The following is a 20,209-nucleotide window of genomic DNA, read 5'->3' as shown; positions in this document are numbered from 1 at the left end:
AACTCCTTATGGAAAATTATAATGACCGTGAGTTCCAGGAACACTACCGGTATCTAAAATTTTCCCAGTCACTGGTTCGACTGGCCTTACGTTAAAATGTGGTTCAGCACCATGTAAAGGTGTTGCTTTAGCATGTCCTAAACTATGCTCCTGAATTACCACAGTCGAACCATTCCCGTCTTTGAAATGGTATTGTCGAGTTTCAATAGGGATCCCATTTTTGTCTCTCATATAATCACCATATCCGTCACCTAATTTAGTTCTACTAACTTCGTAAGGCTGCTGATTCTTAGGTATTCCTGCATCACGTTTAGCCTGCCTGAATGCATCCCTACGACTAACACCTTCATAAGTTGTTTTCTTATTTGGTGCACATTTAGTTAACCCAAGCGGATCCACCCAACTCAGCGGATTCGGCGCATACTGATAAAGGTTAACCCCACCAGCAAGCCCTATTGGGTCCTGACTCACAAACCTGCCCGCATCCGGATCATAATAGCGAAAACGGTTATAGTGCAAACCTGTTTCCGCATCGAAATACTGGCCCTGATAGCGCAGCGGCTGATAAATCGGCTCTGCACCTTCCACTGCTGCCTGCTCTGTGCGCAGCGTATTACCCCAGGCACGATAGACGGCTCGCCAGACTACACTGCCGTCAGCACCAGTCAGCTCGCGTGGCAGACCTGAGACATCATTATGAAACCAGTGGATCTGTGCATCGTACTCCGTTTCACCCTGCTGCAGACTGATCTGCGCCAGCGGAGCAAAGCTGTCATCCTCGTAAATCCAGATATGCCAACGTGAGCCTCTCTCTTCACTCAGCAGGCGATTACCTTCCCAGACAAAGCGCGTAATACCAAAAGCATCGCGTTTCCAGCTTCGGCGGCCAAACGCATCATAGCCATAGGTGGTTCGCTGTTCAGTTCCGTTGCGGGTACTCACCGATTCGGTCAGCTGATGTTCAGCATTCCAGACAAACTGCTGATCTGTGTGACGGCCACTCTGCTTGCGCGTCACATTACCAAAGCCATCGTAGGTCCAGCGTTTGTCTTCATAAACCCTGAGTCGGTTGTCCTGCAGGGGCTGCGCCTGAGAATCACTCAGCAGATTATGCGCCGGATCAAAGGCAAAACGCTCATCACGCGCCCGCGTCATACGTCCCAGGGCGTCATATTCGTAGCGATGATCGCCCGTGTATTTATCCGTCATCTGCATCAGCTGGCCGTCGCGTCGCCAGACATATTCGCGTGCCACCGCTGATTGTGCCCCGCGGCTGGCGCGCTGGCTTATCAGCCGGCCCATCTCATCGTGCACATATTCGCTGGTGATTGCGCCCTGGGTGCGGCGCACTTCCCGGTGCAGAACGTCACGTTCACTTTCGCTGATGACCCGGTTACCCAAGTTAACCTGAACCCGATGTCCGCTGCCGTAGTACAACTGCTTCAGTTCCCGGCCATCCGGTAAAATGGTGTGCGTCCGGTTACCCAGCTCGTCATAGCTGTGGCGCAGTTCATAACGGTGCCCCCGAACCAGCGTCCGTTCAGTAAGCAACTGTCCGGCATCATCCCATTCGAGTTCAGAGCGTCCGCCGTGGTTGACACCTGCCGTGAGGCGTCCCAGTGCATCGTAACGATAGCGGGTACGTTGCCATGTCGCACCTCCACCGCGCGACACCAGCTTTTCCAGCAATCTGCCTGCAGCATCCCGCTCATAACGTGACTGGATGAGCGGCCCACTTCCATCGCCCTCTTCAATCCGTGTCAGCAGCCAGCCACTGTCATCATATTCATAACGTGTCCTGCAACCATCAAAGCCCTGCTCCTCTATCCTGTTATCCCGGGCATCGTAGCGGAATGTATAGCGCGCGCCATTTTCATTGATCAGTGCGGTCAGACGACGGGCCAGATCGTACTCATAGCCAATGCTATGACCAGAGGCATCCGTCCGCGTTAACGGCAAGCCGTCAGCCGCCAGCGCCCAGCGGGTTACCTGCCCCTGAGGATCCTGCCAGGCAATCAGCCGTTTCCAGCGGTCAAACTCAAAGCTTTCCGTTCCACCATCGGCATGCACAATACGCTGGGGCAGGCCATTCCATTGGTTATAGAACCGGGTATTATTTCCTGCCGCATCCGTCTGCTGCTTCATCCAGCCATATTTGTCATAGTCAAAGGTCGATGTGCGCCCTGAGCAATCGGTATGACTGATAAGAAAGTTGGCCTGGTTCCAGCATAACGTTTGTACGCCCGCCGCAGCATCACGTACCCTGACCAGATTGCCACGGTCATCATGGTTGTATTCTGTAATGCGTCCTATCTCATCCGAAAAACGGATTAAGTTTCCTGCTGTGTCGTAGATAAATTCACGTGTTCCGCCCAGCATGTTGGTCACACGAACCGGCGTGTTCCAGCGTTCGTGATAATCAAAACGTGTAGTCTGACCATCTGGCTCAATGATGGCCGTACAGTTGCCGCGTTCATCATATCGGTAGCGCGTTATCCGGCCGCTCTGGTCGGTGAGTTGTGTCATCTGACCGCGGGTATTACGTCTGATACGAATATGCCCTTCCATCGCATCCTGATAGCCAATCAGTTCCTTATTGTCGTCAAAGTCATAGCGTGTCACGCGTCCCAGTACATCAGTGACCGTTGTAGTCTGACTGCCATATTCAAAACGCCATTCCCCGCCGAGGCTGTCGCGATGTGCCAGTACCTTTCCTTCAGGAGCATAGGTGTCATAGTGATAAAAACACTCCATTTCGCCCGCGCGACGATGCGCCACCATAATGTGGTTACGGTAACGGAATTCACGCAGCACCTCGTTGAGTTCGTTACGCACAGCGACCAAATCACCCTGTGGTGAATAATCGTACTGACAGAGCACTTCAGCATTCAGAGGATCTGAGGGGTGGCAGACACTGACACCGGTGATACGGTAAAAGGGAATACCTGCATCCGACTCAAATCGTGAAAAAGCGATATTGAATCGACGTCCGGCGCTGTCTTCAATCTGCACCGGCAGATGCAGGATGTTGTAACGAATATTAAGGCGGTTGCCGTGACGGTCGCTGATGGCGGATAGCAGCCAGCGGTCAGATTCAGTTTTATGTGTAAAGTGCCAGTGCTGACTTTCATCCGCAGAGGAAATACGGAATTCATCAGCCTGCGGCTGAGAAAGATAGAGTTGCTCATAGCGATGAAGCTGAGGCTGACGGCCCGGTTCGGGCAGAGGGAATTCTATTTCGCGGCCCTGTTCATCGATCAGGATCAGCAGCCCCGCTTTCTTACGGACTTCCTGTGAGAACGGTAACGACCAGCCTTGCCCCAGCCAGCCATTGCCGATTTCATCGGAAAAATAGTAGCGTTGCCAGTTAAGGGGAACCGAGGCTGGAAAAGAAAAATCATTATCTTCAGGACCGAATAACAGTTTGATACCCAGTACAGGGTTAACCGGACTACCAATCGCCATCTCGACCTGCGGCAGAGGCCTTGCCGGAATTTTGCACGGCTCAGTCTTTTTCTGCGCATGTCCTTTGTCACTGCCTCCTTTTCCGCTGCCCGCTTTCTTCGCGCTGATAACTTCATCAGCTTCTTTTTTAGCGGCTTTAGCTTCAGCTTTAGTGGCGGTTGTTTCGGCTATGACGGCTGCTTTTTCTGCCAGTTCAGCACCTTCTTTTGCAATACCCTTGCCCACTTTCGCGGCTTCTACTGCTTTACCAGCCTTTGCTGCCAGCTTACCGGCTTTAAACGCTGCCCCACCACCGGGTACAAAGTTAGCCGCCGCCGATGCAGCTGAAAGTGCTGCGTTACCATAATCGCCTTCTGCGGTGTAAATTGCCGCGTTCGCGCCGTCAGCCACCGTGCCAACAATTGGAACTGCGCCTAACACGTCCAGACCGGTATGGACCCAGTCGCCATAACTGCTCCACCAGCTTTTCTTTTTCGGCGGGTTGGCACTGCCCGCCGCCACATGGCCTTGTGGCGCAGGCGCATATTGTAATTTACCAATCGTGTTTCCGGTTGCCATTGGAGCTCCGTGCGAAAATATACAGGTTAAAGAAGGATTTTTATGTTAAGCGTGCTTATTCAGATAAGGCATGCGATGCAGTTCAGGTAAATAGTTTCACCAGGCTCCGCTTAAGGATTTATTCATTGCGGCGAGAAAAAAAGATAAAGTAGCCAGATATTGTCAAAAGGATTTTTTACATAAAATCAATGAGTGAGATCGTAACATACAGGCATGCAATAATTAAAATTCCAGAACAATCATCATAATGCCCACATTATTCAGGTGCGAGGATTGATACCAGTACCGCACCATCTCGCTATCATGCCAGAAAGTGAATAACTCAGGATTTATCACAATGCATCTGACACGTCAGCCAGCACTTCTTAGCGCCTGTTAAATCGCGAGCAGAGCGGTTTAAGCAGGCTGTTATGCAATCTGAACCTGTCACTAATTATAAACATGCCGGATTCATCAGTCTGAATTCATTGCACACTCAGGCATCCATCTGAAGCTGTTTTTAAATTTGACCCAAATATCTGTTAATTTTTGTGGGTTAATTCTTTTATATCTTTCAGCTTATCGATTGCCATCTTATTATCTTTATTGGTATTACTGATGGTTTTATCCAAAAACTGATTAAAAGTTACATTATTAACATCAGTAATATTTGCATCTGCGCCATGATTGAGAAGGTATTCAACCTGATCATATTGTTGACCATACATACCTTGAAAAATTGCCGTTTGACCTAAGCTATCTTTTGCATTGACATCAGTACCAATCTCTACGAGATATTTAAGAGTCGGGAAGGATCTTTCATTGGTTGCATAAAATATTATCGGCGTACTTTCAAACCTCGCATTTTTATCCATCCCGCCTTTAATTAAGGCTTTAAAAAACACAGGGTCTGCGTATCCCGCTGTATTAGTTGCCACAGATCCCATGTCGACAACGTATTGGACAGGATTAGCGCCATGTTTTACTAACGCACTCATTACATTAAGTCTGTTAACATCTTTATTTGAAGCTTCGCTAAGGGCATAATACAGAAGCGTAAGTCCTTTCTCGCCGGGCTTATTGAGATCAGTTTGCGTTGATAATTTTTCCACCTTATCAACGTTGCCATCTTCAATTGCCTGAGCCAGTTATAACTGACTTCCTGAAAAAAATTCTTCCGGATGAATTGCATTCATATTACAAGCCTGAAGAGTTAACAAATAAAATGAAAAAACCATGCGCCTGATAAGGCTCAAGCTGTACCTCTAACGATTAGATGCAGATTCAAAGAACTTATTACAAATAGTGACAGGGACTCTGTTTTTTATGGTCTGACCCTCGTGCTATAGGCCAAACTAGCACGCAAATCGTTTGAAGATTTGCGTGCAACTAACCTATACCACTTAGCCTCTTCCGAAACCCTATCGGTTTGCTTGTGCCAGCGCTTTTATCTCTTTCAGCTTATCAATGGCTTTCACGCTTTCTTTATTGGTATTATTAATCGTCCTATCCACTAATTGATTAAACGTTAATTTATTGATATTAGTAACATTTGCATCGGCACCATGATTAAGAAGATATTCAACCTGATCATATTGCTCACCATACATTCCTTCAAAAATTGCGGTTTGTCCAAGACCATCTTTGGCATTGACGTCAGCACCAATCTCTACAAGATATTTTAAAGTTGGAAAAGCCCGTTCATTGGTTGAATAAAATATTATTGGTGTGCTTTTAAATTTCACATTTTTATCCATCCCTCCTTCAATTAATGCTTTGACGAAAACAGGGTCTGAATATCCCGCTGTATTCGTTGCCACCGATCCCATATCAGAAACGTATTGAACAGGATCAGCACCATGCTTCACTAAAGCACTCATTACATTGAGTCTGTTAACGTCCTTACTTGAAGCTTCACTGAGGGCATAATACAAAAGCGTTAAGCCCTTCTTGCCTGGTTTGTTAAGATCAGTCTGCGTTGATAACTTTTCTACCTCATCAACGTTGCCATCTTCAATTGCCTGCGCCAGTTGTAACTGACTGCCTGAGAAATACTCTTCCGGATGGATCTTTTTCATATCACCACAAGCCTGTAATGTTAAAAACGAAAATAAAAAAGGCAAAAAAATCATCTTTCTTAGAATGTTCAAATTTTTCCTCCTGTAATCGTTGCTATATCGTGGCTCTTTTCTAACTCAAGACAATGTATCACTTGCTCCATGCCGTGCAACGTGACAGGATTGCCCTCTCCGCCGGATAGATTGTGCCTGATACCTACAGAGTCAGGCGCCTTTCCTGCAATATACGCCTTTAACATAGCCAGCCCAGGCCCATACTTCAGTCCAAACTCCAGCAACCTTCCGGTATTAATCTCCTGAACATCAGTCAATATCTCTCCTTTCACTCTGAATGCATCGATATTCTTTGCATCTCCGGAACCCGATGAACCGGAATATCGTGATACAGTATTCTGGTTTAATCCCGCAGCATTAAATGTCCATCCTTTAACATTGCCCGCTTCTGCTGCAGAAGACGCTAATCCACCACCGAGAGAATGACCGACCACATCAACATTATCAACTGTAGGTAAATTCTTACCTATTATAACTGCTTGTTTATAATAGCTAGATTCTTTGTTAACTCCCTGATTGATATTTTCCTTCCAGTCTTCAATCTCCGTTTTTCTTGTGCCGCGAAAAACAACAGATGTTTTCATATCATAACCAAATACAGCCGGATCCGGCGCATAAACTCTGGCTCTGAACCCCGGAGCCCCGTCAGCAATAAGATTTTCAGGTTTCAAATTTATTTTACCTAGTGCCTCTGGATCATTACTTATATCAATCCATCCTTCAGGCATACCGGGGGTTGGTTCAGATGGTTCTCCTCCATCATAAATCACTGAGGCTAAACGAGCTTTTTCAACGGCGGTGTTATCCAGTTCAAGACGATTTGCTGCAGCCTGAACATCCTTATCGCTACTGAACTTTCCCAATTCAATCAGGTGTTTACGGTATTTCCATCGTTCACTTTTGGACATGCCAAGCATGCCTGGCAAGAAACTGCCATTCATGAAAAACATATCCTGAACTCTGATAATTCTGAAACCGCCTATGTTGGTATCAGGACTGTGTTCAATCGGCCAACAATTGCCCTCCACCGTTCCGCTGGTAACACCCTTGTTCGTTCCTGCTGCATCTCCAATCGTTTTGGGCACAAAACTTTGATTGAATACAAAGGCAGGATGCCCATTAAATTTGACAGAATTGATTGTGGATGAAGATGAGCCAAGCGTGGTCTGTACGGGATAGGGGACGGGAGATTGCGATCCCGGCGTAAAACAAAGATCAGGTGCCATACCTACTACTTTGTATGCACCATCTTTACGGGCAGCATAATTTTCAGCCATTCGTTTTCACCTGGTGTAATTTAGCCAACAGACTCGGTGGTAAAGGCACAAACTGGCGTGAAGCAGAGTGACTATTATGGCTTGCGGCAAGCGCCAGCTGTTGCTGGCGTTGTTCCGCTTTGATGAAACGCAGTTCGGTCATGACCGGCTCCATAAGTTCCGAAATTACAGTACGATAGCTACAATGTACTTTTCGCTCATCCAGGTCGATAACCAGCGTATCAAGGACCATATCTTTTGCCACTCCAGCCCCTTTCTCCGTGGTAATAAATACAAAAAGTGATTCCACGGGTACCTGCAAATAAATCTGCTGATTCTCAATCTCACGGGATGAAATAAAATAACGCAGCGTTACAGGTACACTTTTGAGGGGTTCCGGTAAGGGAAATTGCATTAAAGGATGCGCGCCATTCCAGTAAGCAAAGTTAAAATCCTGCGGCAGTAAAGGATGACGATCTTTTCGCCATTTTTCATCGTAACGTCCTGCCAGTTCAATCCTTCCTTGCCAGCCTCGGCCAAAAAAGCCAAAACCCGCAGGTGATGACTGTTGATCAATTTTTTGTACTGGCTGTGTTGGCCACTCGATCTGTGGGGCTGTCAGGCGCTGGGCTTTCAGGTTTTTCAGTACTTCGGGAGGATACCATCCCATCCCAACACTGTTTACCGGAGAGGCAATAATTTTTTCACCCTCTAAAGAGTACAATCCTCCCAATGCGTATTCGTAGCGAAGATCCAGCGATGTTATCGGTTGAGATTCACTTAGCTGCCAGGTGGCAATCATCTTTCGCCATTCACGCGGTCCATTAATTTTAATGAGACGGGTAAAATCCCCCAACTGAACGCCAGCGGTAAAACTTTTTACCGGCTTATCTTCAGGTGCCCAGGCGGTCGCATTAATGACCACATCCATACGTGGTTTATAAGGGGCCAAATCGCTTTCAAATCGAACACTGCTCCGGCCCTGCTCAACGAAATAGCTATCCTGCTCAACCAGCTCACCCTGATCCTCACAGAAAACCAGTTCACCACTTTTTATATCCAGATCATAGCTAAGACGGGCAACGACTGTTGAAAAGCCATGGTCGTGTTGATCTAAGGAATCAAAGAGTAATGCCGGAAAGGCAGTTAAATTGGCAAAATTTTCCATAATCAGTTGATGTCTATCTGTGTGCCATCGATATCAATCACCTTCTCACCAACCAGCTTGATTTTATTCGCGCTGATGGTGATGGTGCCGTTCTGCTCGAGCACAATCATCGATTCGCCACATACCAGGGTGATTTTGTCTTCAGCACTGAACTCTGCATTTGTTCCGGCAGAAAGTGCGATATCCCGCCCGGCATTCAGCGAATATTTCATAGCGACATTGTGCATCTGCATTGCGCCGACATTAGTCATCCAGCCAGCGCCGACATTGAGCACATAGGCTGCGCCGATATTCGTGTTCTGCGCCAGGCCAACATTGAGCATTGACGCCAGAGCAATCGTTTCAGTTTTCGTCTGATCCACTTTCAGTGTCTGATTGCCATTTATCGTTACCGACTGATTCTGCCCAATCCGCACTTTCTCATTCTGATCGACCGTTTCGGTGCGATTGCTATGCACGGTGATGGTTTCATTACCATCCACCGTCTCAGTACGGTTCTGATGAACGGTAATGGTTTCATTCTGATCGACCGTTTCAGTGCGGTTTTTCTTCACCTCGGTGGTTTCATTGCCACCGATGGTTTTGGTCCGGTTGCTGCCAACACTGAGGGTTTCATTGTTTTCCACCTCCGTGTCCATGTTCTTTTCAGCATGCAGCCAGACCTGCTCCTCACCCGCCTTATCCTCAAACCTCAGCGCATTCGCGGTGTCCGCCGTGCCATCCTTTGACCGGCTTAAAAACCCCATCTGCGTCGCCGCCGCCGGCAGCGCCCACGGCGGCATGCTCGCCTCGTTGTACACGCGGCCGATGATCAGCGGACGATCCGGGTCGCCGTTGATGAAGTCCACCACCACTTCATCGTTCACGCGCGGGATCTGCACCCCGCCGAACCCCTGACCCGCCCAGGCGCTGGAGACGCGCACCCAGCACGAGCTGGTGTCATCGCCCTTCGCCAGCCGGTCCCAGTGAAACTTCACCTTCACCCGCCCGTAGCGGTCGGTCCAGATGGACTCGCCTTTCGGCCCCACCACCTTCGCGGTCTGCGGGCCGTGCGTCTTCGGCCACGGCGTCTCCGGCGGCGTGCGCCACGTCACCGATGACGGCAGCACCGTGAAGTCGATGTTGTGGCGGCTCGCCCCGCCGTCGCCGCTGGCGTAGGGGTTCTCGGCGAAGTCATAGGTGGCCGAGGTCACCAGATACTCGCCGTTGTCGCTGAAGTGCGGCGCGTTGAGTATTGAGAAGGTAAAGCCCGGCGCGATGCCGGTGGCCGTGCCCGACCCGCTGACGCGGTGATGCTCCGCCTGCCATACCTGCTGGCGGATGCGCGCGTAGGACTCGCCGTGGCTGTGGTCGACAAAATGGCCCGGCCAGTCGTAGACGTCCACCGAGCCCGGCACCGGCGACGCCGGGTTCTGCCGCGCCTGCAGCATCCACGCGTTCGGCTTGCGGAAGTCGTAGTCGTCGGTGCTGTAGATGCCCGGCGTCACGCTCTCCGCCAGCGACCACTGGCTGATGCCCTCTTCCGTCACTACGCCGCCCGACGGGGTGACGTGATAGGGGATGGTCCCGTAGCCCGGAAACGCCTGATGCTGGTCCGGCGCGTCGCACAGCACCAGCGTATGCCTGTCCGCCTCGTGGCGGAAGAAGTAGTACATCCCCTCCAGCTCCATCAGGCGGCTGATGAAATTCAGGCTGCTCTCCTGATACTGCACGCAGTACTCCCACACCCGGTAGCTGCCCGCCAGGCGCGTCTCGACGTTCACGCCGTACTCCTTCAGCAGCGTCTGCACTATCTGCGGCACCGTCTGGCTCTGAAAGATGCGCAGGTTGCGGTCGCGCTGCATCGGCCACAGGTCCGGCTCCACCGTCAGCTCATAGAGCGCGTAACGGGTGCCGCTCAGCTCCTGGCTGCGCACCGCGACACGGGTGATTTTACCGTTGAGGTAGCGTGGGTTCAGCGCACTCATCAGGCCGCCGGCCGGCAGCGTGAAGGTCACCGGCTGGCCCAGCAGGGCGTGGCGGTCGATGCGCGCGTCGGTGGAGAGCAGCTCGGCGGTGAGCACAAACGGACGCGAAAGCGTCTCGGTGCCCCTGAGCGTGTGGAACAGCAGGCCGTCCGCCGGCAGCTGTGCAGTAATGCGTGAGAACATAAGTAATCCCTGACTTTTAACTGTGTGGATCGAGCAACCAGACGCCTTCTTCGCTGATGGTCAGCGTCTGCTGGCGGGTGCCGTTCTGGCCGCTGATGGCGAAGGTGTAGCTACCCGGTGCCAGTTGCAGCGTGGCGAAGCCGTTTACCGCCGGCACCAGCGCCTGTGGCTGACCGTTCACCTGAACACGCTCACCCTGCTGCAGACGGATATAGACCTGCGCGACCGGCGCGGCTGGCGGTGCCGGTTGCGGCTCCGGTGTAGCTGTAGGGGCGGGTTCGGCACGCTGGACCGGCGTGCTGGCGACCGTCTCTGTGGGTTCGTCCGTCTGGGTTGGCGGCGCGGTAACCGCAGGGCTGGCCGGTGTAGCCGTGGCGGCAGGCGCGTTGTTCTGCGCCGTTTCCGCCGGTGGCGTCGCCTGCTGGCCGCCCGACATCAGCAGCCCTGCACAGAGGCCCACCAGCACACCCGCGGCAACCAGGCCCGGCAGCGCAAACCGGTGTCCCAGCCATGTTTTCAGCGGCGAGTCGGGTTTGCTGACCACCTGCTCTTCGACAGGCACCAGCATGGTGCCCGGCCCGCTGATTCTGGCGCTCAGCAGCGGTTCCGGTTCGCGTTCCGGCAGCGCCATCAGCGCCGCAAAACCATCGATGCTCTGTGGACGATCTTCCGGTTTCAGCGCCAGCGCGCGATCGACGGCGCTCAGCAGCGACGTGGAGTAGCCCGCCAGACGGCGCTGCACCAGCGGCTGATAGTTATCTTCGATGCTGCGAACCACGCTCACCGGCGGCGGCGCCCCGGTAATCAGGGTATGCAGCACCGCGCCCAGCGCGTAGATATCGGTCCATGCGCCCTGCTCGCTCTCGTCGTTGTCACTGTACTGTTCAATCGGCGCGTAGCCGGGACGCAGCATGGTTTCACTCTCATCGGACAGATTGCCGATGGTTTTCCGGGCCGATCCGAAATCCAGCAGGATCGGCTCGCCGCTGCTCTGGATCTGGATGTTATCCAGCGAGATATCGCGATGCAGATAACCCGCCTCATGGATGGTTTTGATTGCGCCCAGCAGCGGCGGCAGCAGGCGGCGGATCCAGGTTTCATTGACCGACTGCGGATTGCGCTCTCGGAAGCTGGAGAGCGTGGTGCCGCTGTAGAACACGGTGCCCATATAGGCGGTGTCGTTCTGCACCCAGAAACGCAGCACATGCAGCAGGTTCGGGTGATTAAAGCGCGCCAGCAGTCGCGCCTCCTGAATAAAGCTGTTCAGTCCGGCGTGAAAGGTTTTGCTGAAACGCTCACTGCGCAGCACCAGGTTAAGGTCATCGCTGCGCACCGCCAGTGAGGCGGGCATAAACTCTTTAATCGCGATATCGCGTTCCAGCTGGTGATCCCAGGCGCGATAGACGATGCCAAAGCCGCCACCGCCGATGACCTCTTTGATTTCAAATTCATTGAAGCGGTAACCCAGCGGCAGGGCGTTGGGGACATTCAGGGGTTGATCATGTTCCGACATATTCGAAAACTCTCTGATAGCTAACGGCTTTAAACAGCAAACTGGCAGACAAATTCGCCCTGCTCACAGCGTACATCAACGCGGCGATAGCGTTCATCGCGGGCGTGGGCGCTTAGCAGTATCTGGCTCATCTGCGGTAACAGCGTGTTGGTGAGGATGGCGTCAACCATGCGACCGCCCGACTCGACTTCGGTGCAGCGCCGGACGATCTGGCTGACCACAGACTCGTCGATCTGCGCCTCAATGCCGTGGTTGTCGGCCAGACGCCGCACGATGCGCGCCAGCTGCAGCCGGACAATCTCCGCCAGCATCGCATCGCTGAGCGGGTAATAGGGCACCACCAGCAGACGGCCCAGCAGCGCAGGCGGGAAGACCTCCAGCAGCGGCTTACGCAGTGCGGCACTCAGGGCATCGGGATCGGGCATCAGTTCAGGATCGGCACACATGGCGCTGATCAACTGCGTGCCGACGTTCGAGGTCAGAATGATAATGGTGTTGCGGAAATCGATGTGGCGACCCTCGCCATCCTCCATCCAGCCTTTGTCGAACACCTGGAAGAACAGCTCATGCACATCGGGATGCGCTTTCTCAATCTCATCCAGCAGCACCACGCTGTAGGGGCGACGGCGCACCGCTTCGGTCAGGACGCCACCTTCCCCGTAGCCGACGTAGCCCGGCGGTGCGCCTTTCAGCGTGGACACGGTGTGCGCTTCCTGGAATTCACTCATGTTGATGGTGATGATGTTCTGCTCGCCGCCGTAGAGCGACTCCGCCAGCGCCAGCGCAGTCTCGGTTTTACCCACGCCGGACGGGCCGCACAGCATAAAGACGCCTGCGGGCTTGTCGGGATTATCCAGACGCGCGCGCGTGGTGCGCACCCGCTTCGCAATCAGCTCCAGACCGTGGCGCTGTCCGATGACGCGCTGGTTCAGGGTGTCCGCCAGATTCAGCACGGCGTCGATCTCATTCTTCACCATCCGGCCCAGCGGAATGCCGGTCCAGTCTGACACCACGGCAGCCACCACGCCTGCATCGACGGCGGCAAACAGCAACGGGGCCTCGCCCTGCAGCGCTGTGAGCTGCTGCTGCGTGGCGTCGCGCTGTTCGCGCAGCGCCGGGTCATCTTCGGTGACGCAGCGGGCGCGCAGCGCAATCAGTGTCTCAACCAGTTCGCGCTCCTGTAGCCAGCGCCTTTCCAGCGCATCCCGTTCGGCCTCCAGGGTCTGGCGCTCGTCTGCCATCGCCTGCTGGCGGGTCACATCGCCCAGTCCGACCCGGATTTCGCGCGCGACGATCTCCGCTTCAATCTCCAGTGCGGCCAGACGATGCAGGCAATCCTCCAGCGCCGCAGGTTGTGCGCCCTGGCTGACCGCGACACGGGCGCAGGCGGTATCCAGCAGCGCCACCGCTTTGTCGGGCAGCTGGCGCGCCGGAATATAGCGATGCGACAGTTTTACCGCCGCAGTGACCGCGTCATCCAGCAGCAGCACCTGGTGATGCTTCTCCAGCGCGCTGACGGTGCTGCGCAGCATCAGGATCGCCCTGGCTTCATCCGGCTCCTGCACCTGCACGGTCTGGAAGCGACGGGTCAGCGCCGGATCTTTCTCGATATACTTCTTATATTCCGCCCTGGTGGTCGCGCCGATGGTACGCAGCTGGCCGCGCGCCAGGGCCGGTTTCAGCAGGTTGGCGGCATCGCCGGTGCCCTGCTGACCGCCCGCGCCCACCAGGGTGTGGATCTCATCGACAAACAGCACAATCGGCGTCGGGCTGGACTGAACCTCATTGATCAGCGCCTGCAGCCGCGCCTCAAACTCCCCTTTCATCCCGGCACCGGCCTGCAGCAGGCCGATATCCAGCAGCCAGAGCTGCACGTCGCGCAGCGGCGCAGGCACGTCACCCGCCGCGATACGCAGCGCGAGGCCCTCGACCACCGCGGTTTTACCGACGCCCGCCTCGCCCGTCAGCAGCGGATTGTTCTGGCGGCGGCGCATCAGGATATCCACCATCTGGCGGATCTCGTCATCACGCCCGGCTACCGGGTCGATTTTGCCGTCGCGGGCGCGGGCGGTCAGATCCTGTCCATACTGCGCCAGGGTGCTGCCGCCTGCGGCAGGCGGCACGCCTGCGCTCTCTGCCGGGGCGCTCAGCGCCTGCTGCGCCTCTTTGCTGCTGCTGAGCAGCGCATCAAAGTCCGCCAGCAGGGCATCGGCGTTGACGCGGCTGAACTGGCCGGAGATGCCTTTCAGTACGCTGGCCAGGTTGAAGGTTTTGAGGAGGCCGACCAGCAGATGGCCGCCGCGAATGCGGGTTGCGCCATATTTCAGCGAGGCGTAAACCCACGCCCGCTCGACGGCGCTGTCGATATGCTCGGAGAGGTCGGAAACCGCACTGGCGCCGCGCGGCAGACGGTCAAGAGCGGCCACGATATCCTGGGTCAGCGCCTTTTCGTCCAGTGAAAAATGTGTGATGACCTGCTGTAAATCGCCATCCTGCTGCTGCATCAGCTGATGCAGCCAGTGCACCAGTTCAACATAGGGATTGCCGCGCAGTTTGCAAAAGGCGGTGGCGCTTTCCAGCGAGGTAAATAACAGCGTATCCAGTTTGCCGAACAGTACGGCACGGCTGATTTCTGACATAGGGGGCTCTCTTCAATGAAAGACGCAGGCTGTGTAAGGGCAAAGCGGTTGAGTCAGCGCAGGGCGGCCTCAACCTCAAACATAAAATCTTCACGATCCTGTGGCTGCGGCGTCTGCCCCAGCCAGCTGGTGTAACCGAGTCGCGCGGTGCCGCCCAGCGCCACGCCCTGCACGTCGTCAGCGGCAAGGATCAGGCTGAGATCCCACTGCATTTCGATGCCGAGGTAGTGACGCACCCAGTCGCGCAACTCCTGCGCACCGGGGGCATCCGGCAGAAAGTGGGCATACTGCGCGGCGCTGAGCGGCCCCAGGTGCAGGCGAAAACGATGCTGCACATCGCGCACCGCCACGCCGAGAAACGCCGAGACGCCCAGACGGGGCATGTGGCGGCCTGCGCCCAGCCGGGCCTGATCGCGGCTATCCAGCGTCAGCCAGTGCGGCAGGTTCTGGGTCAGCCTGACCGGCACACCAAAGTAGTGGCGCAGAATACGCACCAGCCCTTCCGCATCATGACCGTGACGGCTGAGATGTCCCACCAGCATCAGACGGGCATGAAGGCTCAGCGAGCTGGCCTGCTGCTGGGCCGGTAATCCTATCCCCGCCAGGCAGGCGAGGTAGTTCAGGAAGCGCCGGTCGTCGGGGCGATCCAGCGACACGGTCGGCTGCGCATCCGCCCAGGCGCGGTAGAAGAGCAGCGTGGCGCGATGATGAAACAGGTCAGCGAACGCCGAGAGGCTGTGATCCTGATGATGCACGATGCGTTCGTGGACATACTCGGTCAGATGGGTCGGCAGCGGGCCATTGGGGCCAAACAGACCAAAACTGTAGATCGACAGGTCGTGACGCCCCGCCTCGTCACGCGGCGCGGCGCTGGCGATGGCGGCGGGCGCAAACGCCAGCGAGGGTGCCTGGCCGATACGCACGGCCTCAAACTTCGGCAGCGGTGCCCGTCCCAGCGGATAGCGCTGTCCGCCCTGCGCATCCAGCCGCCGCAGCAGCTGGAACAGATCGTAGCGCCAGGGCGCGGCCATCAGCTGCTGCCAGAAATCCTCCGGCAGGCGGGTAAACCGTGGCAGTGGAGTGACCTTTTCGTGTCTCATATCAGCGCTTTCCGGCCCATGCGCGGCGGCCAGTAGCCCACCTCGCCGCGCTGCTGGCTGTTCAGCGTAAATTCGGTGAAGCTGTTCAGCGCCACTAAACGGCTGCAGACCCGCTCCAGCACGCTGCCGAGCAGCCACGGGCTGGCACCGGAAAACGCCTGCTCATCGACTTCCAGGCTGATACTGACGCCGCGCGCAAACACCACCGGGCCAGGTTCCGGCACGCGGCGGTTAACCGCGCTGAGCGTACAGTGGCGGATGCCGTCGATCTGACGGGCGACCGGCGCGTCGGCGAGGTTCGCATAGAGGCTCAGCAGCTGGCGCAGCGCCGCCGCGCCCTCACCTTCGCGGCTGTCCATCAGGCTGAGATAGTTCATCTGCAGATGGCTGATCAACCGCCACGCGGAGAGCCCCTCGGCCAGCGCCGGACGCGGGGGCGTCGGCCCTTTGCACAGCTTCAGCTCCCCTACCGGAATCGAGTCCGGCATCACGAAGTTACCCTGATCCTGTTGTAACATCAGCGGCAGATCGCGGCTGGTACACATCACCTCAGCAGAGAGATAACGCACTCCGTCGCGCCACGGCGCATGATGCTCATCCACCAGCGACAGGAAGACTTCTGAACCGATGTAGCCGGTGCGGGTGCCGTCGCGCTGTGCCTGCTCTGAGAGGGTGCGCTGCTCACGGCGCAGCGAGAAGTAAGCGCCATAGTCGCCCTCGTCGCCGCTGAAGGTGCTCCAGAACGGGCGAAAGACCTGCTCTTCACGCTGACCCTCGACGGTAGCGAACAGCCGCTGAACCGAATGCACCTCATAATCCAGTGGCCGGATGTTATCGACCACCAGATGATATTCATGCTGGCTGTCGCTGACTTTCAGGCGCTCGGCGGTTTTGGGAAACAGATTGATGACCGGCGTGCAGTGCAGCGCCAGATGTGAGCTGTCCACCACGCTTTCGAGGGCGCTGTCGGCTTTGTCGAGCAGGATGATGATGTCGAATGCCGTGGCGCTGTCGCAGCGGCGCAGGAACGGTGCCAGCTCGCCCAGGCTGATAAACTGGAAGCGGGCCGGAAATGCAAAGTACTCCTGCAACAGACGGTAGCCGTCGAAGTTGCGCAGATCGTCAGGCAGCAGCGCCTGTTCGGGCGCAAAGCCCTCCTGCTGCAGCGCCTCATCCGTCAGAACCTGACGCTGTGGGCGCTTTTCGACCGACTGCAGCACGATGCCCACCCGGTGCTGCATCAGCAGTTCCAGCAGCTTCAGCGCCTGGATGTCCGGGCCGCTCAGGAACAGCATCAGGTCGTTCACGTTAAGCTGGCTCAGCGCCGAAATCCCGTCGCAGCTGATACGGATGCGCAGCGCGCTGGCCGCGCCCAGGCCGGTGAGTTTCAGTTCGCCAGAAGGGAGATCCCCAGGGACACCGCCGAGCGTGGCTTCGCTGATCCGCAGCGGATGCAGGACCACATCGTGCGCAGTGGTGTAACTGCAGGTGACGCCGGTCTTTTTCAGGTTCTGGCTCTCCATCATGGTGCCGCGCGGCACGCGAAAGCCCTGGGTGATATCCCCTTTGCGGCTGTCCGGCGTCAGCTGCGCAATCGCCATTGACGGCGTGGGCGAGAGATATGAAGGCGCGATCATCTCCAGCAGGCGCTGTGAGAAGCGCGGAAACTCCGCGTCCATCTTCAGCTGCACGCGCGACGTCAGGAAGGCGAAGCCCTCCATCAGGCGTTCGACGTAGGGGTCGGCCACCTCGATCCCGTGCATACCAAGACGCCCCGCAACTTTGGGGTAGCGCGTGGCAAACTCTGCCCCCATCTCGCGCAGGTAGGCCAGTTCGCGGTTGTAGTAGTCAAGCAGATTGCTGTCCATGATTATCCTGCATCCTGTAGTTCGAAGTGGCCGCTCTCCAGATCAACCTGGGTGCGAAACAGAAACGCCAGTGGATAAGGCACGCACCAGAGCTGCCCTTTAATTTCAATCGACAGCACGTTGTGCAGGCTCAGAGAGCCGAGATCGCTGATGCAGCGCACCTGCAGCCCCTGCGGCAGGATCCGTGGTTCGAAGTGCAGAATGGCGTTGGTCATTTTGCGCTGCATATCCTGCCATTCGAGGTCGGAGACGTTCTGCCCGGCCAGGGGTGCCACACCGAAGTTCCAGACGGATCGCTGCACATGGTCAAAGCCGCTGAGATCCTGCTGCGCTTCGTTGTTGATGGTGTTAAACAGCCACTGCAGATCGCGCAGGACGTGACGGCGCAGCGTACTGTGGGTGATCAACATGCTGTTGTCCGCCTCCTGCTCTTTATCCGGCGCGTTGTCGGTCAGGCGATCCAGCAGGGAGGATTGGAGCTTGTCGCGGGCAGTTAACGCATCACGCTTTTTGCGCGCGCGAAAGCCGCCATGCAGCTGCGCATAGCGATCGTTCTGCGCGCCGGAATCATGACTCATCGGCCGATCCGGCATCATCGAACACCGCCTTCTGCAGGTTCAGCAGTGAAAACTCCGCGCTATCGCTGAGCCACATTTTTTGTCCCTGACCGATGAACTGATCGCTCTCTTCGCCCAGCGGCAGCCACTCAGTGGCGCTGGCCCGCAGGAAATGCTCCTCCGTTTCTGCCCGCAGTGGATAGCGTGCCGGGATCTGGCAGACCTGTTCGCTGCCATCAATCAGCGCTATCCGCGTATGCCGCCAGACCAAATCGGTCACGCTGGCGGGTGCCTGAAACTGCATCTCACGGATCGCGGCAAACGGCAGCCAGTAGTAGCGCCCCTGATTAATGACTTCACACACCGGCCCGAAGCGGCTGTCACCATCCATCAGCCAGCTGAAGGCGGTCGGCTGATCCTGCTGCGTGATCGTGCCGGGACTGGCGGCGGCCAGGTCGAACGCCCCGGCCCGCAATGCCTGACCCCGCGCAGCCTCGCCCGCCGCGTCCGCCTGCAGGGCGGCCAGCAGCGTGTTACACCACGCCCAGGCGCTGCCCGGCAGCACCGGCTCCGCTTCACCGCGCAGCACCGCTTCCCGCTGCCGCTCGCCAGCGATCGCCTGCTGCAGCAGATTAACCGTTGGCTGAGCCTGCGGGCTTAACGCCAGCCAGGAGTGCAGTTGCGTCTGCGCGCGCGACCAGTTACCCGCCAGGCAGAGCAGCTGCACAAAGGCGGCCCGCAGATCGGCATCCGCCGGCGTGACCTGAATCTGACGCGTGACCTCAGCGAGCGTCTCGCCGATCGTGGCAGTGGCCAGATGATGTTGCAGAGATTGCATGCAGACTCCTTTGCGTCAGTTAACGGTGCGATAGACCGCGGCGGCGGGATCTTTCAGTTCGGGATGCAGTTTTTCCACCAGCTGCACGCTCAGCGTGGCATCGCCGCTGAGCCACGGTGACCAGACCTTGCGGACTTCCTGCAGACGCGCCTGTAGCTCACTCTGATCGGCCGCTTCGCTGACCGGCATCTGCACCACCACCTGCCGTGTCGCCTGCCAGCCGTTGAAGCGGTTGCTGAACGGCAGAACCAGCCAGCTATCCGGCGACTTCTCGTTGCCCAGCACCATGCGCTCACTATTAACCGTCGTAATATGCAGTTCGGCGGTAGGTAACTGATTGCTCAGTCCCGAAACCGGGAAGCCCTGCAGGAAGGTGACGCCGGTTGCGGCTGACGCACCGTTGCCCTGCTGCGTCAGGCTGCTGTGGCCGCTGAGCCAGCCATCGGCGCCACAGGTCAGCCCCTGCTTCGCCGGGATAAACAGCGCGCTGCCCTGCGCCGGATGTCGCCACCAGGTGCGGAAATGGCAGCCATCCAGCAGGCTGAACTGCAGCCAGGGTGAGGTATCGGCCTGAGCCGCGTTGAGTAAGGGGTCAGCAGCCACAGCGGAAGCTGGCTGTTGCGGCGCGGCCGGCGTCACGACGGTTTTCCACTGCTGAGGGCGGGCGGCACTGCCTGTAGCAATCTCAGCGCCCTGCTCGTCCGTCAGCTGCCAGTGCAGCGTCTGCAGCGGTTTACACTGTGAGGCCATCAGTCCGGCTACCCGGGGCAGAAACGCCTTCAGCACCCCGGCATCTTTTTCACCCAGGGTGACGATGCGCAGATTGACCGTGCTGTTGCACCAGCTTGAGAGCTGGTTGTTTTTGACATCATCGATCCAGACATCCAGTTTCTGTGCCGGGGACTGGACGATGCGATAATTTTCAGCATAAACCTGCGTGCTGAGCAGCAACGCAGCCAGAGCCACTAATCCATATTTCATGTTGG

Annotated in this window: 13 protein-coding genes; all 13 read right to left on the bottom strand. The window is 56.2% G+C overall.

The window, feature by feature from the left end:
- Window positions 1-6: 6 nt before the first annotated feature.
- The 13 genes from AB1748_RS09650 to AB1748_RS09590 all read right to left on the bottom strand — a co-directional run bounded on the left by AB1748_RS09650 (window position 7) and on the right by AB1748_RS09590 (window position 20,204).
- Entirely contained in the window at window positions 7-4,023 is a 4,017-nt protein-coding gene (locus AB1748_RS09650) for an RHS repeat-associated core domain-containing protein (protein WP_367395416.1), read from the bottom strand.
- Between the two features lie 521 nt (window positions 4,024-4,544).
- Window positions 4,545-5,114 (bottom strand): ankyrin repeat domain-containing protein, encoded by a 570-nt coding sequence (locus tag AB1748_RS09645; RefSeq protein ID WP_367395415.1) that lies wholly within the window; start codon window positions 5,112-5,114, stop codon window positions 4,545-4,547.
- A 309-nt stretch (window positions 5,115-5,423) separates the two neighbouring features.
- Entirely contained in the window at window positions 5,424-6,152 is a 729-nt protein-coding gene (locus AB1748_RS09640) for an ankyrin repeat domain-containing protein (RefSeq protein WP_367395414.1), read from the bottom strand.
- Complete coding sequence (locus AB1748_RS09635; RefSeq protein WP_367395413.1) at window positions 6,149-7,411, bottom strand: PAAR-like domain-containing protein; 1,263 nt, start codon at window positions 7,409-7,411, stop codon at window positions 6,149-6,151. The genes AB1748_RS09640 and AB1748_RS09635 overlap by 4 nt, the downstream gene beginning before the upstream one ends.
- On the bottom strand, window positions 7,404-8,558 hold the full coding sequence (locus tag AB1748_RS09630; protein WP_367395412.1) for a DUF2169 domain-containing protein: 1,155 nt from the start codon (window positions 8,556-8,558) through the stop codon (window positions 7,404-7,406). Before AB1748_RS09630 ends, AB1748_RS09635 begins: the two co-directional genes overlap by 8 nt.
- A gap of 2 nt (window positions 8,559-8,560) precedes the next feature.
- Entirely contained in the window at window positions 8,561-10,708 is a 2,148-nt protein-coding gene (locus AB1748_RS09625) for a type VI secretion system Vgr family protein (protein WP_367395411.1), read from the bottom strand.
- A gap of 16 nt (window positions 10,709-10,724) precedes the next feature.
- Window positions 10,725-12,221, bottom strand: a complete 1,497-nt coding sequence (locus tag AB1748_RS09620; RefSeq protein WP_367395410.1) for a serine/threonine protein kinase — start codon at window positions 12,219-12,221, stop codon at window positions 10,725-10,727.
- A gap of 29 nt (window positions 12,222-12,250) precedes the next feature.
- Window positions 12,251-14,860: a type VI secretion system ATPase TssH gene (tssH, locus tag AB1748_RS09615; RefSeq protein WP_367395409.1), complete on the bottom strand. Its 2,610-nt coding sequence runs from the start codon at window positions 14,858-14,860 to the stop codon at window positions 12,251-12,253.
- A 53-nt stretch (window positions 14,861-14,913) separates the two neighbouring features.
- Window positions 14,914-15,960: a type VI secretion system baseplate subunit TssG gene (gene tssG, locus AB1748_RS09610; protein WP_111140768.1), complete on the bottom strand. Its 1,047-nt coding sequence runs from the start codon at window positions 15,958-15,960 to the stop codon at window positions 14,914-14,916.
- Complete coding sequence (tssF, locus tag AB1748_RS09605) at window positions 15,957-17,828, bottom strand: type VI secretion system baseplate subunit TssF (protein WP_367395408.1); 1,872 nt, start codon at window positions 17,826-17,828, stop codon at window positions 15,957-15,959. The genes tssG and tssF overlap by 4 nt, the downstream gene beginning before the upstream one ends.
- Window positions 17,829-17,830: 2 nt before the next feature.
- Window positions 17,831-18,406: a type VI secretion system baseplate subunit TssE gene (gene tssE, locus AB1748_RS09600; protein ID WP_111140770.1), complete on the bottom strand. Its 576-nt coding sequence runs from the start codon at window positions 18,404-18,406 to the stop codon at window positions 17,831-17,833.
- On the bottom strand, window positions 18,396-19,223 hold the full coding sequence (locus tag AB1748_RS09595; RefSeq protein ID WP_367395407.1) for a type VI secretion system accessory protein TagJ: 828 nt from the start codon (window positions 19,221-19,223) through the stop codon (window positions 18,396-18,398). The genes tssE and AB1748_RS09595 overlap by 11 nt, the downstream gene beginning before the upstream one ends.
- Window positions 19,224-19,238: 15 nt before the next feature.
- The gene (locus AB1748_RS09590) at window positions 19,239-20,204 is read right to left on the bottom strand and encodes a hypothetical protein (protein WP_367395406.1); all 966 of its coding nucleotides are present in this window, start codon (window positions 20,202-20,204) and stop codon (window positions 19,239-19,241) included.
- Window positions 20,205-20,209 lie beyond the last annotated feature (5 nt).

The organism is Pantoea sp. Ep11b, assembly GCF_040783975.1.
Lineage (GTDB): Bacteria > Pseudomonadota > Gammaproteobacteria > Enterobacterales > Enterobacteriaceae > Pantoea.
Note: the sequence above shows the minus strand (reverse complement) of the source record. Positions and strands in the feature narration are given on the sequence as shown.